We start from the raw sequence: 17787 nt of genomic DNA on the forward strand, positions 1-17787 counted from the left end.
ATGACGGACAACCTGATCGAAATCCGCGACCTCAACGTCGCCTTCCACGGCCAAAGCGCAGTGCGCAACCTGTGCCTGGACATTCGCCCCGGCGAGTGCCTGGCGCTGGTCGGCGAATCGGGCTCGGGCAAATCGGTGACGGCTCATTCGATCCTGCAACTGCTTCCCGAGGGCGATGCGCAAACCACCGGCAGCATCCGTTATCGCGGCCAGGAGTTGGTCGGCTCGGACCCAAAGGTCTTGCGCGAGTTACGCGGCAACCGTATCGCGATGATCTTTCAGGAGCCGATGACCTCGCTCAACCCGCTGCACACCATTGAAAAGCAGATCGGCGAAACCCTGCTGGTGCACCGTGGAATGGGCGGCAAAGCCGCGCAACAGCGCATCCTCGAACTGCTCGAACTGGTCGGCATCCAGAAACCCGAAGAACGGCTAAAAGCCTATCCGCATCAACTCTCCGGCGGGCAGCGGCAACGGGTGATGATCGCCATGGCCCTCGCGTGCGAACCGGAATTGCTGATTGCCGATGAGCCGACCACTGCACTCGATGTCACCGTGCAGCGCAAGATCCTGCTGCTGCTCAGATCCCTGCAACAACGCCTCGGCATGTCGTTGCTGCTGATCAGCCATGACCTCAATCTGGTGCGCAGCATCGCCCAACGGGTCTGCGTGATGAAGGCCGGAGAAATCGTCGAACAGGCGCCGTGCGAAACGCTGTTTACTGCGCCGAAGCACCCTTACAGCTGCGTCTTGCTCAATGCCGAACCGGACGGCGAAGCCCTGCCCCGGGACGAGCGCGAGAACGTGCTGGAGGTTGATGATCTGCGGGTCGAGTTTGTCGTCGGTGGCGGGCTGTTTCAGCGCAAGCAGTACCTGCGCGCGGTCGATGGCATCAGCCTGAACATCCAGCGTGGCAAGACCCTGGGCATCGTCGGCGAATCCGGCTCAGGCAAATCCACACTGGGGCAGGCGATCCTGCGTTTGCTCGACTCCGAAGGCAGTATTCGCTTCCAGGGCCAGGCCCTCGACGGTCTGGATCAGAAACAGCTGCGGCCATGGCGCCGACAGATGCAGGTGGTTTTCCAGGATCCTTTCGGCAGCCTCAGCCCACGGATGTCAGTGGCGCAGATCATCAGCGAGGGCCTGGAGGTGCATTGCCAGTCCACCGCCGAGGAATGCGATGAGCAAGTCATCCGCGTGCTCGAGGAAGTCGGCCTCGACCCGCAGAGCCGCCACCGCTACCCCCACGAGTTCTCCGGTGGTCAGCGTCAACGCATTGCCATCGCCAGAGCACTGGTGCTGAAACCGGCGCTGATTCTGCTCGACGAGCCAACCTCGGCACTCGATCGCACTGTGCAGAAACAAGTGGTGGCCCTGCTCCGCCAGCTTCAGGAAAAACACGGCCTGACCTACCTGTTCATCAGCCACGACCTGGCAGTGGTGCGCGCCCTCGCCCACGACATGATCGTGATCAAGGACGGCAAAGTGGTCGAACGCGGTGCCAGCCATGAGGTGTTTGATACGCCACAGCATCCGTACACTAAAGAGCTGTTGGCGGCGGCGCATCCGGGGTAAGCATCCTCTCGCGCCTGCCTTGGGATCGAGTCGCCTCTATCGCGGGCAGGCTCGCGCCTACAGGGAATGCATTCCAAATTCAGGAGTGAGCCTGCTCGCGATGGGGCCGGCATTGGCAACACATAATCAGGATCTGCCGTCATGAACACCACCGAAAGCCTCAAGGACTACCAACGCGTTCGCACGCTGGCGATCCGTTCGTTGTTCGAGATCATTGAGCAGTCGAGCGAAGGCACGGTCATTGTTGATCGCGACGCGAATATCGTCTGGATGAACGAGCGTTACGCGCGGCGTTTTGGTCTGCAATCGGCGGAAGGCGCCATCGGCAAGCCCTGCGAAAGCGTGATTCCCGGCAGTCTGTTACGTGACGTCGTACGCACGGGGCGGCCGATTTTGCTGGACATGCAAGACACGCCAAAAGAGCCGCTGGTGGTGATGCGCCTGCCGATTCATGACGACGCCGGCAGCGTGATTGGCGCCATTGGTTTTGCCCTGTTCGATGAGTTGCGCACATTGTCGCCCATGCTCAAACGTTACTTGAGCATGCAGGAAGAACTGGCCTCGACCCGCTCCCTGCTGCGCGCGCGGCAGACTAAATACAATTTCGCTCATTTCATCGGCACCAGCGCGGCCAGCCTGGAAGTCAAACGCCGCGCCCGGCGCAGCGCCAGTGCTGAGTCACCGGTGTTGTTGCTCGGCGAAACCGGCACCGGCAAGGAGTTGCTCGCCCAAGCGATTCACAGCGCGTCGCCTCGGGCGCACAAGGCGTTTGTCAGCATCAATAGTGCGGCGATTCCAGAGGCGTTGCTGGAGGCAGAGTTTTTCGGCACGGCGCCCGGCGCCTTCACCGGCGCTGACCGCAAGGGTCGCACCGGCAAATTGCAGATCGCTCAGGGCGGCACGTTGTTTCTCGACGAGATCGGCGACATGCCGCTGCCGCTGCAAAGCAAACTGCTGCGGGTGCTGCAAGAAAAGGAATTCGAACCGGTCGGTTCCAATGAGGTGATTCAGAGTGACGTGCGGGTGATCGCTGCCACTTCCACGGATTTGCAAGCGGCAATCAAGCGTGGCGAGTTCCGCGCCGACTTGTACTACCGCCTCAATGTGCTGCCGATCCAGGTGCCGCCATTGCGTGAACGCCTTGATGATCTGCCGGCACTCAGCGAAGCCATTCTGGAAGAGCTGCGCAGTCAGCATGAATTGCACCGCGATGCGCTGGAACTGCTCGGACAGCACGCGTGGCCGGGGAACATCCGCGAGCTGCGCAACGTGCTGGAGCGAGCGGCGCTGCTCAGTGATGACTTGATGCTCAGTGAACAGGACATTGGGGCGGCCATCGGTACGTTTACGCCGGTTGAGCGTGCGCCGACGCCGATGCTTGAGCCGCTGACTAACGAGACATTTGCGCAGGCGCGCGAGCGTTTTGACCGACAACTGATTCAGTCCACCCTCGCGCAATGCGCGGGCAAGGTACCGGAGGCTGCGGCTCGACTGGGGCTGGGGCGCTCGACGCTGTACAAGAAAATGCTGGCGTTGGGGATTGCAGAGTCTCAATAACGAGACTTTATCTCTTATTTGAGATTGGCCATTTCGAGATCAACAGATCGCAGCCTTCGGCAGCTCCTACAAGGGGTTCACATGTTGCCGATGCAGGGGGCGCCGGAGGCTGCGATCTCTTGATCTGTCAACAAAGTCTCCAAACGGAGACAATCCATCGAACAACTCTTCATATATCCAATTTAAAAGCTTATAGATCAACAGCTTACGCATCTGGCACAGATCTGGCTTTACCCTCTCCCAGACCCGTTTCAACCACAAAAATAACAATCCCTGGAGAACACACCATGAGTGTGATCATTGCTTTGGCAGCCCTCGCGCTGCTGATGCTCGCCGCCTACCGTGGCTACAGCGTTATCCTTTTCGCCCCGATCGCCGCCCTCGGCGCTGTCCTGCTCACCGACCCTTCTGCCGTCGCCCCTGCGTTCACCGGGGTGTTCATGGAGAAAATGGTCGGTTTCATCAAACTGTATTTTCCGGTGTTCCTGCTCGGCGCCGTGTTCGGCAAGTTGATCGAGCTGTCGGGGTTCTCGCGTTCGATTGTCGCTGCTGCCATTCGCCTGCTTGGCACCCGCCAGGCGATGCTGGTGATCGTACTGGTCTGCGCCCTGCTCACTTACGGCGGCGTGTCACTGTTTGTTGTGGTGTTTGCGGTGTATCCGTTTGCGGCGGAGATGTTCCGTCAGAGCAATATTCCTAAACGCCTGATCCCCGCGACCATCGCCCTCGGCGCGTTTTCGTTCACCATGGACGCCCTGCCCGGTACGCCGCAAATCCAGAACATCATCCCCAGTACCTTCTTCAACACCACTGCATGGGCGGCGCCGTGGCTGGGTGTGATCGGCACGATTTTCGTGTTCTGCGCCGGCATGCTGTTCCTTCAGCGTCAGCGCAACAAGGCGCAACGGGCCGGCGAAGGGTATGGCACCGAACTGCGCAACGAGCCGGAAACTGCTGAAGACCTCAAGCTGCCAAACCCATGGATCGCCCTGTCGCCGTTGCTGGCGGTGGGCGTCATGAACCTGTTGTTCACTCAATGGATTCCGCAGTGGTACGGCAAAACCCACAGCCTCGCGTTGCCCGGCATGGCCACACCGGTAACCACTGAAATCGCCAAATTGACCGCGATCTGGGCCGTTCAAGCGGCGTTGCTGATCGGCATTCTGATGGTGTTGGCGTTCGGCTTTAAAGCGATCCGCAGCAAACTCGCAGAAGGCAGTAAAAGCGCCGTCAGCGGCGCGCTGCTGGCGGCGATGAACACAGCCTCGGAATACGGTTTCGGCGCGGTGATCGCTTCGCTGCCGGGCTTTCTGGTGCTGGCCGACTGGCTTAAACAGATCCCCAATCCGTTGGTCAACGAAGCAATCACCGTGACCTTGCTGGCCGGTATCACCGGTTCGGCTTCGGGCGGTATGAGCATTGCGCTGGCGGCGATGTCCGAGCAGTTCATCAGCGCCGCCCACGCCACCAACATTCCGCTGGAAGTCCTCCACCGCGTGGCCGCGATGGCCAGTGGCGGCATGGACACCCTGCCGCACAACGGCGCCGTTATCACCCTGCTGGCGGTCACTGGCCTGACGCACCGCGAAGCCTATAAAGACATTTTCTGTATTACGCTGATCAAGACCCTGGCGGTTTTCGTAGTGATCGGCACTTTTTACGCCACTGGCATTGTGTGAGGTATTGATGACGACTCTTTCAGGCAAGACTGCACTGGTTACCGGTTCCACCAGCGGCATCGGCCTCGGCATCGCGCTGAGTCTGGCCAAGGCCGGCGCCAATGTGATTCTCAACGGTTTCGGCGATGCCTCCAAAGTCATCGTCGACGTCAGCCAGTTTGGCGGCAAGGTCGGCCATCACCCGGCCGACGTCAGCGACCCGGCCCAAATCGCCGAGATGATCGCCTACGCCGAGCGTGAATTCGGTGGTGTCGACATTCTGGTCAACAACGCCGGCATTCAACATGTCGCCGCCGTGGAGGAGTTCCCCGTCGAGCGTTGGGATTCGATCATCGCCATCAACCTCTCCTCGGTATTTCACAGCACTCGTCTGAGCCTGCCGGGCATGCGCAGCAAGGGCTGGGGGCGGATCATCAACATCGCCTCGGTGCATGGGCAGGTCGGTTCGACCGGCAAGGCTGCCTACGTGGCGGCCAAGCACGGGGTGATCGGTTTGACCAAAGTGGTCGGCCTGGAAACCGCGACCAGCAACGTGACCTGCAACGCGATCTGTCCGGGTTGGGTGTTGACGCCGCTGGTGCAGAAGCAGATCGATGATCGCGCGGCCAATGGCGTCGATCCGCAGCAGGCGCAACATGATTTGCTGGCAGAAAAACAGCCGTCGCTGGAATTCGTCACGCCGCAGCATTTGGGTGAACTGGTGTTGTTCCTGTGCAGCGAGGCTGGCAGCCAGGTGCGGGGCGCGGCGTGGAATATCGATGGTGGGTGGTTGGCGCAGTAGTCCACCGGCAGTCCGCGCCATCGTTCATCGCGAGCGAGCCACGCGATTGGATCTGAAGATAAAACAAGAGGCAAACAATGTCCGACATCCTTTGGCAACCCGACGCCAACCGTATCGCCCAGTCGCGCCTGGACACTTTCCGGCGCGCCATCAACGAGCGCCACGGGCTCGACCTGGCCAGTTACGACGACCTCCACACCTGGAGCGTCGAACAGCGCGAAGCCTTCTGGCAGGCGATCGTCGATCAATTCGACATCCGCTTTCACAGCCAACCCGATGCCGTGCTGCGCGAGGGCTTACAAATGCCCAGCGCCGAATGGTTTCCCGGCGCTACCCTGAATTTTGCCGAACACCTGCTGCGCCGCCGCGACGATGCCGTAGCGGTGGTCGCCGTCGCGGAAAACGGCCAGCGCGAGCAACTGACCTGGGCCGAACTGGCGCAACACGTCGCCGGCTTCCAGAACAGTTTGCAAGCGGCCGGCGTCGGCCTCGGCGATCGGGTGGCAGCGTGCATGCCCAACACTTGGCAAACGTTGGTGGCGATGCTCTCGACTACCAGCCTCGGCGCTATCTGGTCCTGTTCGTCGCCAGACTTTGGCACCCATGGCGTGATTGACCGTTTCGGCCAGATCGAGCCGAAGGTGTTGATCACCTGCGCCGGCTATCGCTATGCCGGCAAGGAGATTGACCAGACCGGCAAACTCAATGAAATCCTCCAACAACTGCCCTCTCTGCAGCAGTTGATCATCGTCCCCTACGCCCGTGCACAAGCGCGCAGCGAGGATTACCGAACCAGCGCCAACGTCACGCTATGGAACGACTTTTATCAGCCCGGCGACGAGCCGCGGTTCATCCCGGTACCGTTTGATCACCCGCTCTACGTGCTGTATTCCAGCGGCACCACCGGTGTGCCGAAATGCATCGTTCACAGCACCGGCGGCGTGTTGTTGCAGCATGTGAAAGAACACGGCTTGCACGTCGATCTGGGCCCCGGCGACCGCTTGTTTTATTACACGACGTGCGGCTGGATGATGTGGAACTGGCTGGTTTCGGCGCTGGCGGTGGGCAGCGCGGTGGTGTTTTACGACGGCTCACCGTTTCATCCTTGCAATCGGCGCCTGCTTGAGTTGATCGACGATGAGCGCATCAGCGTGTTCGGCACCAGTCCCAAGTTCCTCGCGACACTTGAAAGCAGCGGCGTCATACCGCGCGCGGAGCACGACCTGAGCAGCCTCAAGACGTTGCTCTGCACCGGCTCGGCGCTGTCGCCGCAGAGTTACGATTTTGTCTACCGAGACTTCAAGGCAGACGTCTGCCTCAGCTCGATGTCTGGTGGTACCGACATCGTGTCCTGCTTCGTCAACGGTAATCCGCTGTTGCCGGTACGGCGCGGTGAAATCATGGGCAAGAGCCTGGGCATGGCGGTTGAAGTGTGGAATGACGACGGGCGGCCGGTGATCGGCGAAAAAGGTGAGTTGGTGTGTACCCGGCACTTCCCGGCGATGCCGATTGGCCTGTGGAACGACGCGGACGGCGCAAAGTTGCGCCAATCCTATTTCAGTCTGTTTCCCGGTGTCTGGGCGCAAGGCGATTACGCCGAACAACTGGCCCACGGCGGGATGCTCATTCACGGCCGCTCCGATGCCGTGCTCAACCCCGGCGGCGTGCGCATCGGTACGGCGGAGATCTATCGCCAGGTTGAAAAAGTCCCGCAAGTGTTGGACAGCGTGGCCATCGGGCAGCAATGGCAAGATGACGTCCGCGTGGTTTTGTTTGTCCGTCTCGAAGACGATGTCGAACTGGATGAAGCGCTGCAACAGCAGATTCGACAGGTCATTCGGGACAACACCACGCCACGGCATGTGCCGGCGCGGATCGTCGCGGTGAATGACATCCCGCGGACCATCAGCGGCAAGGTCGTCGAACTGGCAGTGCGCAATGTCGTGCATGGCGAGCGAGTAAAAAACACCGATGCACTGGCCAATCCTGAAGCGCTGGAGCAGTTCCGCAACCGAGCGGAATTGGCCGAGTAAGCGCCCGGATTTTCCCTGTGGGCGCCGGCAGCCGGGCGCCCACAGCGGCATGCCGTTCAGTCCATCAACCCCCAGTCTCCTGACGGCGATGACGCAGGCGTCGTCGCCGAGTCGGCATGCAGCTTCAGCCGCAGGCGCAGGTTGTTCACCGAGTCGGCATGCTTCAGCGCTTCTTCCTCGCTGATCGCGCCTTCGATGACCAGTGCGTACAGCGCCCCATCGAAGGTCTGCATCCCCGCCTCAGCGGACTTCTCCATGATGCCCCTGAGTTCGTGGAGTTCATTGCGCCGGATCAGGTCGCTGACCGTCGGCGTGCCCAGCATCACCTCGACCGCAGCCCTGCGCTGTCCATCGCGGGTTCTGACCAGCCGCTGGGAAACAAAGGCCTTGAGATGGTTGGCCAGCGCATGCAGCAACGGCGGCCGGCGCTCTTCGGGAAACATATTGATAATGCGATCGAGCGCCTGATGGGCGTTGTTGGCATGCAGGGTCGACAGCACGAGGTGCCCGGTTTCGGCGAACGCCAGGGCGTGCTCCATGGTTTCGCGGTCGCGGATCTCGCCGATCAGCACCACGTCCGGCGCCTGACGCAGGGTGTTCTTCAATGCGGCGTGGAAGCTTCGGGTGTCGACGCCGACTTCACGCTGGTTGATGATCGAGCGCTGGTGCCGATGGATGTACTCGACCGGGTCTTCAATGGTGATGATATGGCCGCTGCTGTGGCGATTGCGATGGTCGATCAGCGCCGCCAGCGAGGTAGACTTGCCGGAATCGGTGGCACCGACGAACAGAATCAGGCCCTGCTTGAGCATCACGCTTTCGAGCAGCACCGGCGGCAGCCTGAGGTCATCGAAACGCGGGATATCGAGCTTGACGTTGCGGATCACGATCGATACATCGTTGCGTTGTTTGAAGATGTTCACCCGGAAGCGCCCGATACCGGTACGCGAGATCGCCAGGTTCATTTCCAGATCCCGGTCGAACTCCTTGTGCTGCTCGGCGTCCATCAGAAACGCGGCGATGGCCGCCACCTCGCCGGGCTTGAACGCCCGCTCGCTCAACGGCGTCAGCACGCCGTCGAAACGGGCGCTGGGTGGCGCCCCCGTCGACAGAAACAGATCCGAGCCGTGCTGACTGGCCAGACGAATTAACAGCGCGTCGATTTCCATGGCAAAAAGCACCTGCAAGGCATTCAATTGGCAAACATGGCTCACTGTCGTGACACAACGAGCTTTTAAGCGTCTATCGTCCTGCAAGCATAGTAGACGCCGCCCCACCGACTTACGCCCAGGATACAAGTGATGAACGCTGCACCCACCAACGACGATGCCACGGCACTGATTGCCCGCACAGACTGGAGCAACAGCCCGCTCGGTGAGGCCGGTACCTGGCCGCAGAGCCTGCGTACGGCGGTGGACATCGTGCTTCACTCGCCGATGCCAATGCTGCTGTTGTGGGGGCCGCACCTGACGCAGATCTATAACAATGGCTTTGCGATGCTCGCCGGCAGCAAGCATCCGCACGCTTTCGGACAGCCGGCGCACCTGATATGGCCAGAACTTCGCGACTTTACTGACCCGATTTACAGCGCCGTCCTACAAGGCCAAGTGCGCACCTACAGCGAACGGCGCTTTACCCTGCAACGTGATGGGAAAGAATCCGACTTCTGGCTGGACCTCACCTACAGCCCGATCCGCGACGAAACCGCGCAAGTGGCCGGCATTCTGGTCACGGCCATCGAAACCAACGAACGGCGACGCATCGCGCTGGAGCTGCAACAACGCTCTGATGAAAGCCTCAGGGTTCAGCGCGAAACCGAAGAGCGCCTGCAATTGGCACTGGCGGCCACCGACGCCGTCGGCACCTGGGATTGGGACATCGGCGAAGACCGTTTCATCGCTGACGCGCATTTTGCCCAGTTGCATGGCATTGATCCGGCGCAGGCTGGCCAGTTGCCGATCAGCGATTATTTACAGGCTGTGCATCCTGAAGACCGAGCGCTGATCGCACGCAGCATCAAGCACTGCATCACCCATGGCACCGAATACGCCGAGGAATATCGCCTGCTGCAAACCGATGGCGAGATACGCTGGGTGTTCGCCCGCGGGCGTTGTTACAAGGACCACCATGGTCGGCCGGTACGCTTTCTCGGCGCGGCACTCGACCTGACCGAGCGCAAACATACTGAACAGGCATTGCGCCAAAGCCAGACGGAATTGCAGCTGATCATCAACGCCATGCCGATCCTCATCAGTTACGTCGACCACGAGGAGCGTTTCCGTCTGAACAACGCGGCATACCTGGAGTGGTATGGGCTGACGCCGCAGGAACTCTATGGCCGCACGATTCGCGAAGTGATCGGTGAAGAGGCCTACTTTCTGCGCTCGCCGTTTATCGAAGAGGCACTGGCCGGGCGACCCTGCTCGTTCAGCCTGTCCACACCACACCGCGATGGCAGCAACCGCCACGCACTGATGAATTACCTGCCGCGCCACGGCGCCGACGGTGCGGTCAACGGTTTCTACATTTTTGTGATCGATGAAAGCGAACGCAGAAAAACCGAAGAAGCGCTGCGCAATCTCAATGAAACCCTTGAGGAACGCGTCACCGCGCGCACCGAGCAATTGGCGCAGGCCAATCAGCGCCTGCAGAACGAGATGTTCGAACGCGAGCGCGCCGAAGACGCCCTGCGCCATGCGCAGAAAATGGAGGCGGTCGGCCAGCTCACCGGCGGCATCGCCCACGACTTCAACAACATGCTCACCGGGATCATCGGCAGTCTTGACCTGATGCAGCGCTACATCGCCAACGGTCGCGCCAGCGAAATCGGTCGCTTTACTGAAGCAGCCGTGGCCTCGGCCAATCGCGCGGCAGCGCTGACCCATCGTCTGCTGGCGTTTTCCAGGCGCCAGTCGCTGGACCGCAAACAGCTCAACGTCAACGAACTCATTCATTCGCTGGAAGACCTGATCCGTCGCACCAAAGGCGACCCGATCGACCTCAAACTGCGCCTGGCCGATGACTTGTGGCCGGTCAGCACCGACGTCAGTCAACTGGAAAACGCTCTGCTCAATCTGGTGATCAACGCCCGCGACGCCATGCCTGAGGGTGGCGAGTTACTGATCGAAACCGCCAACGTCTACCTCGACGGCAGTGACATCACGACGCTGGAGCCGGTCAAGGCCGGCGATTACCTGATGCTCGCGGTCAGCGACAACGGCACGGGCATGACGCCGTCCGTCAAGGCCAAGGCGTTCGATCCATTTTTCACCACCAAACCCATCGGCCAGGGCACCGGCCTGGGTCTGTCGATGATCTATGGATTTGCCCAGCAATCGGGTGGCCATGTAAGCCTCGACAGTCTGCCGGGGCAAGGCACCAGCGTGCGCCTGTACTTGCCGCGCCTGTACGGCCTGCAGCCGCAGGACCCGTCAATCGAACCGATCCAGCCCACTCCGGCCACGACGACCGGAGAAACCGTGTTGGTGGTCGAGGACGATCCGGCGGTGCGCATGCTGGTGCTCGACCTGCTCAAGGAGCTGGGTTATCAGGGTCACGAAGCCGAAGACGCCAAGACCGCCCTGCCGTTACTGGAATCCGGGCTACGGGTCGACCTGTTGGTAACGGATGTTGGCTTGCCGGGCATGAATGGCCGGCAACTGGCGGAAATCGCCCGCCAGCATCGCCCGGGTCTGAAGGTGTTGTTCATGACCGGTTACGCGCAGAAAGCCGCTGAGCGCCAGGGTTTTCTCGAGGATGGCATGGACATGGTCGCGAAACCGTTTTCGATTGAACTGCTGGCCAGCAAGATCCGTACGATGATCAGCCAAAACCCGTGACTTGAGGCATAATCGCGCGCCCCGCCGTCACCCCGTTATCAGGTACCGCAAGATGAAAGCCCAAGCCCGCCACATTCTGGTGAAAACCGCCGAAGAGGCCGAACAACTCAAACAGCGCATCGCCAAGGGTGAAGCCTTTGATGTGTTGGCCAAGAAATTTTCAACCTGCCCGTCCGGCAAGCGCGGCGGTGATCTGGGTGAAGTGCGACCGGGGCAAATGGTCGGAGCGATTGATGCGGTGATCTTCAAGAAACCACTGCGCACGGTGCATGGGCCGATCAAGAGCAAGTTTGGTTATCACCTGGTGCAGGTGTTTTACCGCGATTGAGCGTTTCGGCCTGAGGGCCCTGTCGCGAGCAGGCTCACTCTTACAGAGGAACGCATTCCAAATGCAGAGTGAGCCTGCTGGCGATTGATTGCGCAGCACTCAGACTATTTCGGGATCAACGCCCCAGGCACCTGAATCACCTGGCTGGCCAAAAGATGCCCCGCCTCGGCCGCTTCAGCGGGACTCGCGCCCAGCAAGCGACTCGCCAGATACGCCGCGCTAAATGAATCCCCCGCCGCCGTGGTATCCACTACCTTCTCGACTCTCTGCACCGGCACTTCTAAAGCCTCGCCATCACAACGAATCAAGCACGCCTCGGCGCCCCGTTTCAATACCACTTCCGGCGTGCCGATTTGCGCATACGCGGCGAACACCGCCTCGCAATCGGAAAACTGAAACAGCGCCTGCTCGTCATCCACCGTCAACAATGCCAGATCAACGTGCGGCAAGACGCTGCGATAGGCCGCCCGCGCCTCCTCCAGCGATGCCCACAGGCGCGGCCGATAGTTGTTGTCGAAGACGATGCGCGCATTGCGCTTGCGCGCTTCGATCAAGGTCTGGATCAGCTTTTCCCGACCTGTGACGCCCAGCACCGCAAGGGTGATGCCGCTGAAATACAGCACGTCGTAATCCGGCAATGCCGCCAGAATCGGTTCGGCCGCCGGGGTGGTGAAACAATCACGCACCGCGGCTTCGTTGCGCCAATAGAGAAAGCGCCGTTCGCCAGCGGCATCGGTCTGAATGCAGTACAGGCCCGGCAAGCGCCCGGGCAGGCGTTGCACTTGTTGCAGGCCAATGCCTTCGGCAGCCCAGTTTGCGCACATGGCGTCGCTGAAACTGTCGTCGCCCAACGCGGTGACGTAGTCGACTTGCGCTCTGTCGCCCAAGGCGCGGGACAGGTACACGGCGGTATTGAGGGTATCGCCGCCGAAGCTTTGTTGCAGGCTGCCGTCGGCGCGTTGCTGGAGTTCGATCATGCATTCGCCGATCAGGGCGATGCGCGGGGTGTTGGGGCCCAATGGGCTCAGGCTGGTCATCTTGTGGTGTCTCTGCTGATTCGATGGTGTCTGGTCTGGCCTCATCGCTGGCAAGCCAGCTCCCACGGTTTTTTGGTGTACACAACATTTGTGAACGCCCGAAGAACCTGTGGGAGCTGGCTTGCCAGCGATGGCCATTACACGGTTTCGAGACTTAGAAACAGGTTTCCATGCTTTCGATCACCGACAACTGCTCGTCCACCAGCAATCCCACACGCCACTTGTCGAACGTCAGGCACGGGTGCGAAGTACCGAAGGAAATGATGTCGCCTACGCGCAACTCAACCCCCGGCGCCACGGTCATGAACGCGTGCTGGTCCATCACCGCCGTGACCTTGCATGCGCCGACGTCCTCGCCGACTGCCGGCACAGCTCCAGCCTTGTAACGCAGCAACGGCACCGGCAACCCGGCGTCGTACGCCACGTCGCGCTTGCCGAGGGCGATCACGGCAAACCCCGGTTCCGGCAGCGACTGCACGTGCGCCCAGACTTCCAGCGCCGGGCGCAAACCTTCGTGCAGATCGCTGCGGCGATCGAGCACGCAGCATTGCGCGTCTTTGTAGATGCCATGGTCGTGCGCCACATAGCTGCCGGGACGCAGCACGCTGAGGAAACGTCCGCCGGCATTCTGTGCCTCGAACGATTCGGCGATCAGGTCGTACCAGGCCGAGCCCGAGGCGGTGATGATCGGTTTGGCGATGGCAAACGCGCCGCTGTCCTGCAGTTGCACCGCCAGGCGCACCAGCGACGCGGCGAATTCACGAATGCCGCTGACGGCGTGATCGCCGTGAATTACACCCTCGTAACCTTCAATGCCAGTCAGGGCCAGCGCCGGTTGCGCGTTGATCGCCTTGGCCAGCGCAATGACTTCCTGCTCACTGCGGCAACCGCAACGGCCGCCGACCACGCCGTATTCGATCATCACATTGAGTTTTACCCCGCGCGAAGCGAAGTAGGTCCCGAGATCGGCGACATTGTCCGGGTGATCGACCATGCAATAGAAGTCGAACGACGGGTCCGCCAGCAGATCGGCAATCAACGCCATGTTCGGCGTGCCGACCAACTGGTTGGCCATCAGTACCCGACGTACGCCGTGCGCATAGGCCGCGCGGGTCTGCGTGGCGCTGGCAAGGGTGATGCCCCACGCGCCGGCGTCGAGCTGACTTTTGAACAGGGCTGGCGTCATGCTGGTTTTGCCATGGGGCGCGAGTTCCGCGCCGCTGTCGCTGACAAATTTCTGCATCCAGCGAATGTTGTGCTCCAGCGCCTCGCGATGCAGCACCAGCGCCGGCAGGCTGACGTCACGCACCAGTTGCGCGCCGATGGCTGCATTGCCCTTTTCCACAGCAGTATTGATGGCAGTCGTCATGCTCGAATTCCTCACAGTCGCGGCCGCAGGCAGCCGCTTTTATTCGTTGATTCGCCGGGCGAGGCTGTTGGCACTCTCGATCAGTACCCGGCGATAGTCGTGATAATTGTTCTTCGCATCAGCCCGTGGGGCGACGATGCACAAAGTGCAAATGGCCACGCCGTTGCGGTCTTTGACCGGGGCGGCGAAGCAATGGGTGAAGGTGTCGGCGACACTGTCGAAGGAGAAGAACCCATCGATGCCAGCCTGACGGATTTCACCGAGAAACGTCTCCAGCGGCAGGCGTTCACCACCGGGCAAAATGAAGTCGTCGGTGTCGATCAGATCGACAATCTGCTGATCGCTCAAATGCGCGAGCAACAGCCGACCGGAAGCCGTCCACGGGATCGGTGCGTTCTCGCCGATATCGGAAGAAATACGGAAATGCCGCTCGCCTTCCTTCATCAACGCCACGGTGTATTTGCGCCCGTTGAGCAAGCACATCTGCGCGGTCTCGCGGGTCTGGCTGACGATCTCCTGCAAGGCGTGATCGGCCTCGCGACTGAGGTCGAAATGGCGCAAATGCGCCTGGCCGAGAAAGTACAACTGACGGCCGAGATAGACGTGCCCGTCCTTGCCTACCGGCTCCAGAATCCGCCGTTCCACGAGGGACGCGACCAGTTCGTAGACCGTGGATTTCGGGCTGCCGATGCCGTTGGCGATATCGTTCGGACGCAGCGGCTGACCGATTTCCTTGAGGAAATCGAGGATATCGAACGCCCGGTCCAGACCGCGAGCCCGGCGTTTGATGGTGTCTTCGGTCATGTCAGTGGATTCCCATAAAAGATGCCGGGATGGTAACTGGGCCATCGTGTTGTGTCAGCGTGATTGCGGCCCTCACCCCCCGCCCTCTCCCAGAGGGAGAGGGAGCCTGACCGCATCGATCCAGATGCCTTTGTATGACATCTGAATCTGCATCGACGGAGATCAGTCCCCTCTCCCTTGGGTTAGGGTTAGGGTGAGGGGCTGCGGCCGAAGCAACCACGCAACTCTCAAGCCTTCTTCTTGTAAGCGATGCAGTCGATCTCGACCTTGCAATCAACCATCATGCTCGCCTGCACACAGGCGCGCGCCGGGGCGTGCTCCGGTTTGAAGTACTCACCGAAGACCTTATTGAAACTGCTGAAATCCCGTGGGTCGTCCAGCCACACGCCTGCACGAACGACATCTTCCAGGCCATAACCGGCTTCTTCGAGAATCGCGATCAGGTTCTTCATGGTCTGGTGGGTCTGCTCGACGATACCGCCAACGATGATCTCGCCATTCACCGCCGGCACCTGGCCGGAAACGTGTAGCCAGCCATCCGCTTCAACAGCGCGAGCGAATGGACGTGGCTGGCCACCAGCGGCGGTGCTGCCGGTGCCGTAACGGGTAATGCTCATGGGTACTTCTCCTGATTACAAAACGAAAGGCTAAAACCGCGTGCTCTTGAGAAACTCAGCCAGCCGCGGTGATTGCGGGCGCTCGAACAAGTCCTTGGGAGGCCCCTGCTCTTCGATCCGCCCTTGATTCATGAAAACGATTTTGTCCGAGACCTCGAAAGCAAAACGCATCTCGTGGGTCACCAGCAACATGGTCATGCCGTCCTCGGCCAGGCCCTTGATCACGTTGAGCACTTCGCCGACCAGTTCCGGATCAAGGGCCGAGGTGACTTCGTCGAACAGCATCAGGCTCGGGTTCATCGCGATGGCCCGGGCAATCGCCACGCGCTGTTGCTGACCGCCGGACAACTGACCGGGGAAGTGATTTCGCCGCTCCAGCAAACCGACCCGCTCCAGCCATTTTTCGGCGAGCACCACAGCCTCGTCCTTGTGCATTTTCTTGACCTTGAGCAGGCCAAGGGTGACGTTCTGCAACGCCGTCAGATGCGGGAACAGGTTGAACTGCTGGAACGCCATGCCGGTCATCGCACGATGGCGAGCGATGATTTTTTCCGCGTGGCGCACGCGTTTGCCGTTGACCTCGTCATAACCGATGGATTCGCCGTCGAGCAGAATCTGCCCGCCCTGGAATTCTTCGAGCATGTTCACGCAGCGCAATAGCGTGGTCTTGCCCGAGCCGCTGGAGCCGATCAGCGTCACGACGTTGCCGCGCTGCATGCTCAGGTCGACTCCCTTGAGCACTTCGACCGCACCGTATTGTTTGTGCAGGCCACGGATATCCAGCAATGGCTGGGCGTTTGGAGCGTTGGAAACTTGAGCGTCAGTCATGGCAAGGCCACCCGCTTTTCAATGTGCCGGCCGAGTAACTCGATGCCGTAGTTGATGACGAAGAACAGAAAACCGGCGAACAGATAGAACTGCAACGTCATGAAGTTGCGGGCGATGATCTGTTGGGTACTGAGCAGCAGTTCGGCGACGCCGATCACCGAAAGCAGGGTCGAGGCCTTGACGATTTCGGTGGACGAGTTGACCCAGGTCGGCAGGATCTGCCGCAGTGCCTGAGGCAACAGCACGTAGCCGAGCGATTGATAAAACGTCAGGCCGATGGCCTTGCTGGCTTCCATTTGGCCATGAGGCAAGGCTTGCAAGGCTCCGCGCACAATCTCGGCGACATGGGAGCCGCAGAACAGCGTCAAGCCCAAAGCACCGGCCTGAAACGCGCTGATCTGCCAACCGAGTGCCGGCGCCATATAGAAGCAGGCCAGCACCAGTACAAACACTGGCGTGCCGCGAATGATGTCGACGTAAAAACGGAACGGCGCGCGCATCCAGAACTTGCCGTAGGTGAGGACCAGACCGGTCACCACGCCAAGCACCGTGCCGAGCAAAATCGCCAGCGCCGAGACTTGCACACTGGTCAAAAAGCCCTGCCAAAGCGGCTCGCGTGCTACCCATAATTCATGCAACCAACTGGGAGATTCGTACATCACAGCCTCCTATCGGCGGATCGCCAGACGCTGCTCGAGGTAACGCAGCAGCATGGCAATGAGGTAACAGGCCGCGACATACAACGCCGTGGTCACCAGCCAGGTTTCGATCACCCGGTAGCTCTCGACGTTGATCTTGCGCGCGTAATAGGTCAGCTCCGGCACCGCAATCGCAGCGGCCAGCGAGGTGTCCTTGAACAGCGAGATGAAGTTGTTCGACAGCGCCGGCAAAACGTTGCGCAACATCACCGGCACGGTGACGTAGGCCTTGACCTGCCATTCGCCCAAGCCGATGGCCAGCCCCGCTTCGCGCTGACCTTTGGGAATGCTCAGCAAACCACCACGGAACACTTCGGTCAGGTAAGCCCCGGCATACAGCGACAACGTGATGATGAACGAGGGGATCTTGTCCAGACGAATCCCCAGGCTCGGCAACGCAAAGTAGATCAACAGAATCAACACCAGAATCGGCGTGTTACGAATCACCGTGACGTACACCGAAGCCAGCACCCGCAAGGCGCGATGCTTTGACAGCAAAGCGAACGCCATCAGCAGGCCGATCACGCAGCCGATGGCGATCGACACCAACGCCAGCTCAAGACCCAGACCGAGCCCCGCCAGCAAGGTGTCGAAATCGCGCCATACGGCAGCAAAGTTCAACTGATAGTTCATGGTCAGCAG

General features: G+C 60.5%; 15 protein-coding genes. 7 read left to right on the top strand and 8 right to left on the bottom strand.

Annotated features, from left to right (window positions below):
- From JFT81_RS02835 to JFT81_RS02855, 5 genes are all read left to right on the top strand, one after another.
- On the top strand, positions 1–1575 hold the full coding sequence (locus tag JFT81_RS02835) for an ABC transporter ATP-binding protein (protein ID WP_201226028.1): 1575 nt from the start codon (positions 1–3) through the stop codon (positions 1573–1575).
- A gap of 141 nt (positions 1576–1716) precedes the next feature.
- Positions 1717–3132 (top strand): sigma 54-interacting transcriptional regulator, encoded by a 1416-nt coding sequence (locus JFT81_RS02840; RefSeq protein ID WP_201226029.1) that lies wholly within the window; start codon positions 1717–1719, stop codon positions 3130–3132.
- 287 nt (positions 3133–3419) lie between these two features.
- Complete coding sequence (locus JFT81_RS02845) at positions 3420–4811, top strand: GntP family permease (RefSeq protein ID WP_201226030.1); 1392 nt, start codon at positions 3420–3422, stop codon at positions 4809–4811.
- A gap of 7 nt (positions 4812–4818) precedes the next feature.
- Entirely contained in the window at positions 4819–5592 is a 774-nt protein-coding gene (hbdH, locus tag JFT81_RS02850) for a 3-hydroxybutyrate dehydrogenase (protein ID WP_201226031.1), read from the top strand.
- 77 nt (positions 5593–5669) lie between these two features.
- Entirely contained in the window at positions 5670–7625 is a 1956-nt protein-coding gene (locus JFT81_RS02855) for an acetoacetate--CoA ligase (protein ID WP_201226032.1), read from the top strand.
- Between the two features lie 56 nt (positions 7626–7681).
- Here JFT81_RS02855 and JFT81_RS02860 read toward each other — a convergent pair whose 3' ends face one another.
- Positions 7682–8794 carry a PilT/PilU family type 4a pilus ATPase gene (locus tag JFT81_RS02860; protein WP_201226033.1) on the bottom strand — a complete coding sequence of 371 codons (1113 nt, stop codon included), beginning with the start codon at positions 8792–8794 and terminating at the stop codon, positions 7682–7684.
- A 132-nt stretch (positions 8795–8926) separates the two neighbouring features.
- On the opposite strand from JFT81_RS02860, the gene JFT81_RS02865 reads away from it, so the two are divergent.
- Together JFT81_RS02865 and JFT81_RS02870 are read left to right on the top strand one after the other, a co-directional pair.
- Positions 8927–11464, top strand: a complete 2538-nt coding sequence (locus JFT81_RS02865; protein ID WP_201226034.1) for a PAS domain S-box protein — start codon at positions 8927–8929, stop codon at positions 11462–11464.
- Between the two features lie 52 nt (positions 11465–11516).
- On the top strand, positions 11517–11792 hold the full coding sequence (locus tag JFT81_RS02870; protein WP_007912322.1) for a peptidylprolyl isomerase: 276 nt from the start codon (positions 11517–11519) through the stop codon (positions 11790–11792).
- Between the two features lie 104 nt (positions 11793–11896).
- Here the strand turns inward: JFT81_RS02870 and JFT81_RS02875 are convergent, their stop codons facing one another.
- The 7 genes from JFT81_RS02875 to JFT81_RS02905 form a co-directional block, all read right to left on the bottom strand.
- Positions 11897–12829 carry a sugar kinase gene (locus JFT81_RS02875; protein WP_201226035.1) on the bottom strand — a complete coding sequence of 311 codons (933 nt, stop codon included), beginning with the start codon at positions 12827–12829 and terminating at the stop codon, positions 11897–11899.
- A 154-nt stretch (positions 12830–12983) separates the two neighbouring features.
- Complete coding sequence (locus JFT81_RS02880) at positions 12984–14198, bottom strand: amino acid deaminase (RefSeq protein WP_201226036.1); 1215 nt, start codon at positions 14196–14198, stop codon at positions 12984–12986.
- Positions 14199–14237: 39 nt separating this feature from the next.
- On the bottom strand, positions 14238–15002 hold the full coding sequence (locus JFT81_RS02885) for an IclR family transcriptional regulator (RefSeq protein ID WP_201226037.1): 765 nt from the start codon (positions 15000–15002) through the stop codon (positions 14238–14240).
- Positions 15003–15229: 227 nt separating this feature from the next.
- Positions 15230–15619 (bottom strand): RidA family protein, encoded by a 390-nt coding sequence (locus JFT81_RS02890; protein WP_201226038.1) that lies wholly within the window; start codon positions 15617–15619, stop codon positions 15230–15232.
- A gap of 30 nt (positions 15620–15649) precedes the next feature.
- Positions 15650–16447: an amino acid ABC transporter ATP-binding protein gene (locus JFT81_RS02895; RefSeq protein WP_201226039.1), complete on the bottom strand. Its 798-nt coding sequence runs from the start codon at positions 16445–16447 to the stop codon at positions 15650–15652.
- The gene (locus JFT81_RS02900; RefSeq protein ID WP_201226040.1) at positions 16444–17106 is read right to left on the bottom strand and encodes an amino acid ABC transporter permease; all 663 of its coding nucleotides are present in this window, start codon (positions 17104–17106) and stop codon (positions 16444–16446) included. Before JFT81_RS02900 ends, JFT81_RS02895 begins: the two co-directional genes overlap by 4 nt.
- 9 nt (positions 17107–17115) lie before the next feature.
- On the bottom strand, positions 17116–17778 hold the full coding sequence (locus JFT81_RS02905) for an amino acid ABC transporter permease (RefSeq protein ID WP_059405928.1): 663 nt from the start codon (positions 17776–17778) through the stop codon (positions 17116–17118).
- Positions 17779–17787: the final 9 nt, after the last annotated feature.

The organism is Pseudomonas sp. TH43, from assembly GCF_016650635.1.
Lineage (GTDB): Bacteria > Pseudomonadota > Gammaproteobacteria > Pseudomonadales > Pseudomonadaceae > Aquipseudomonas.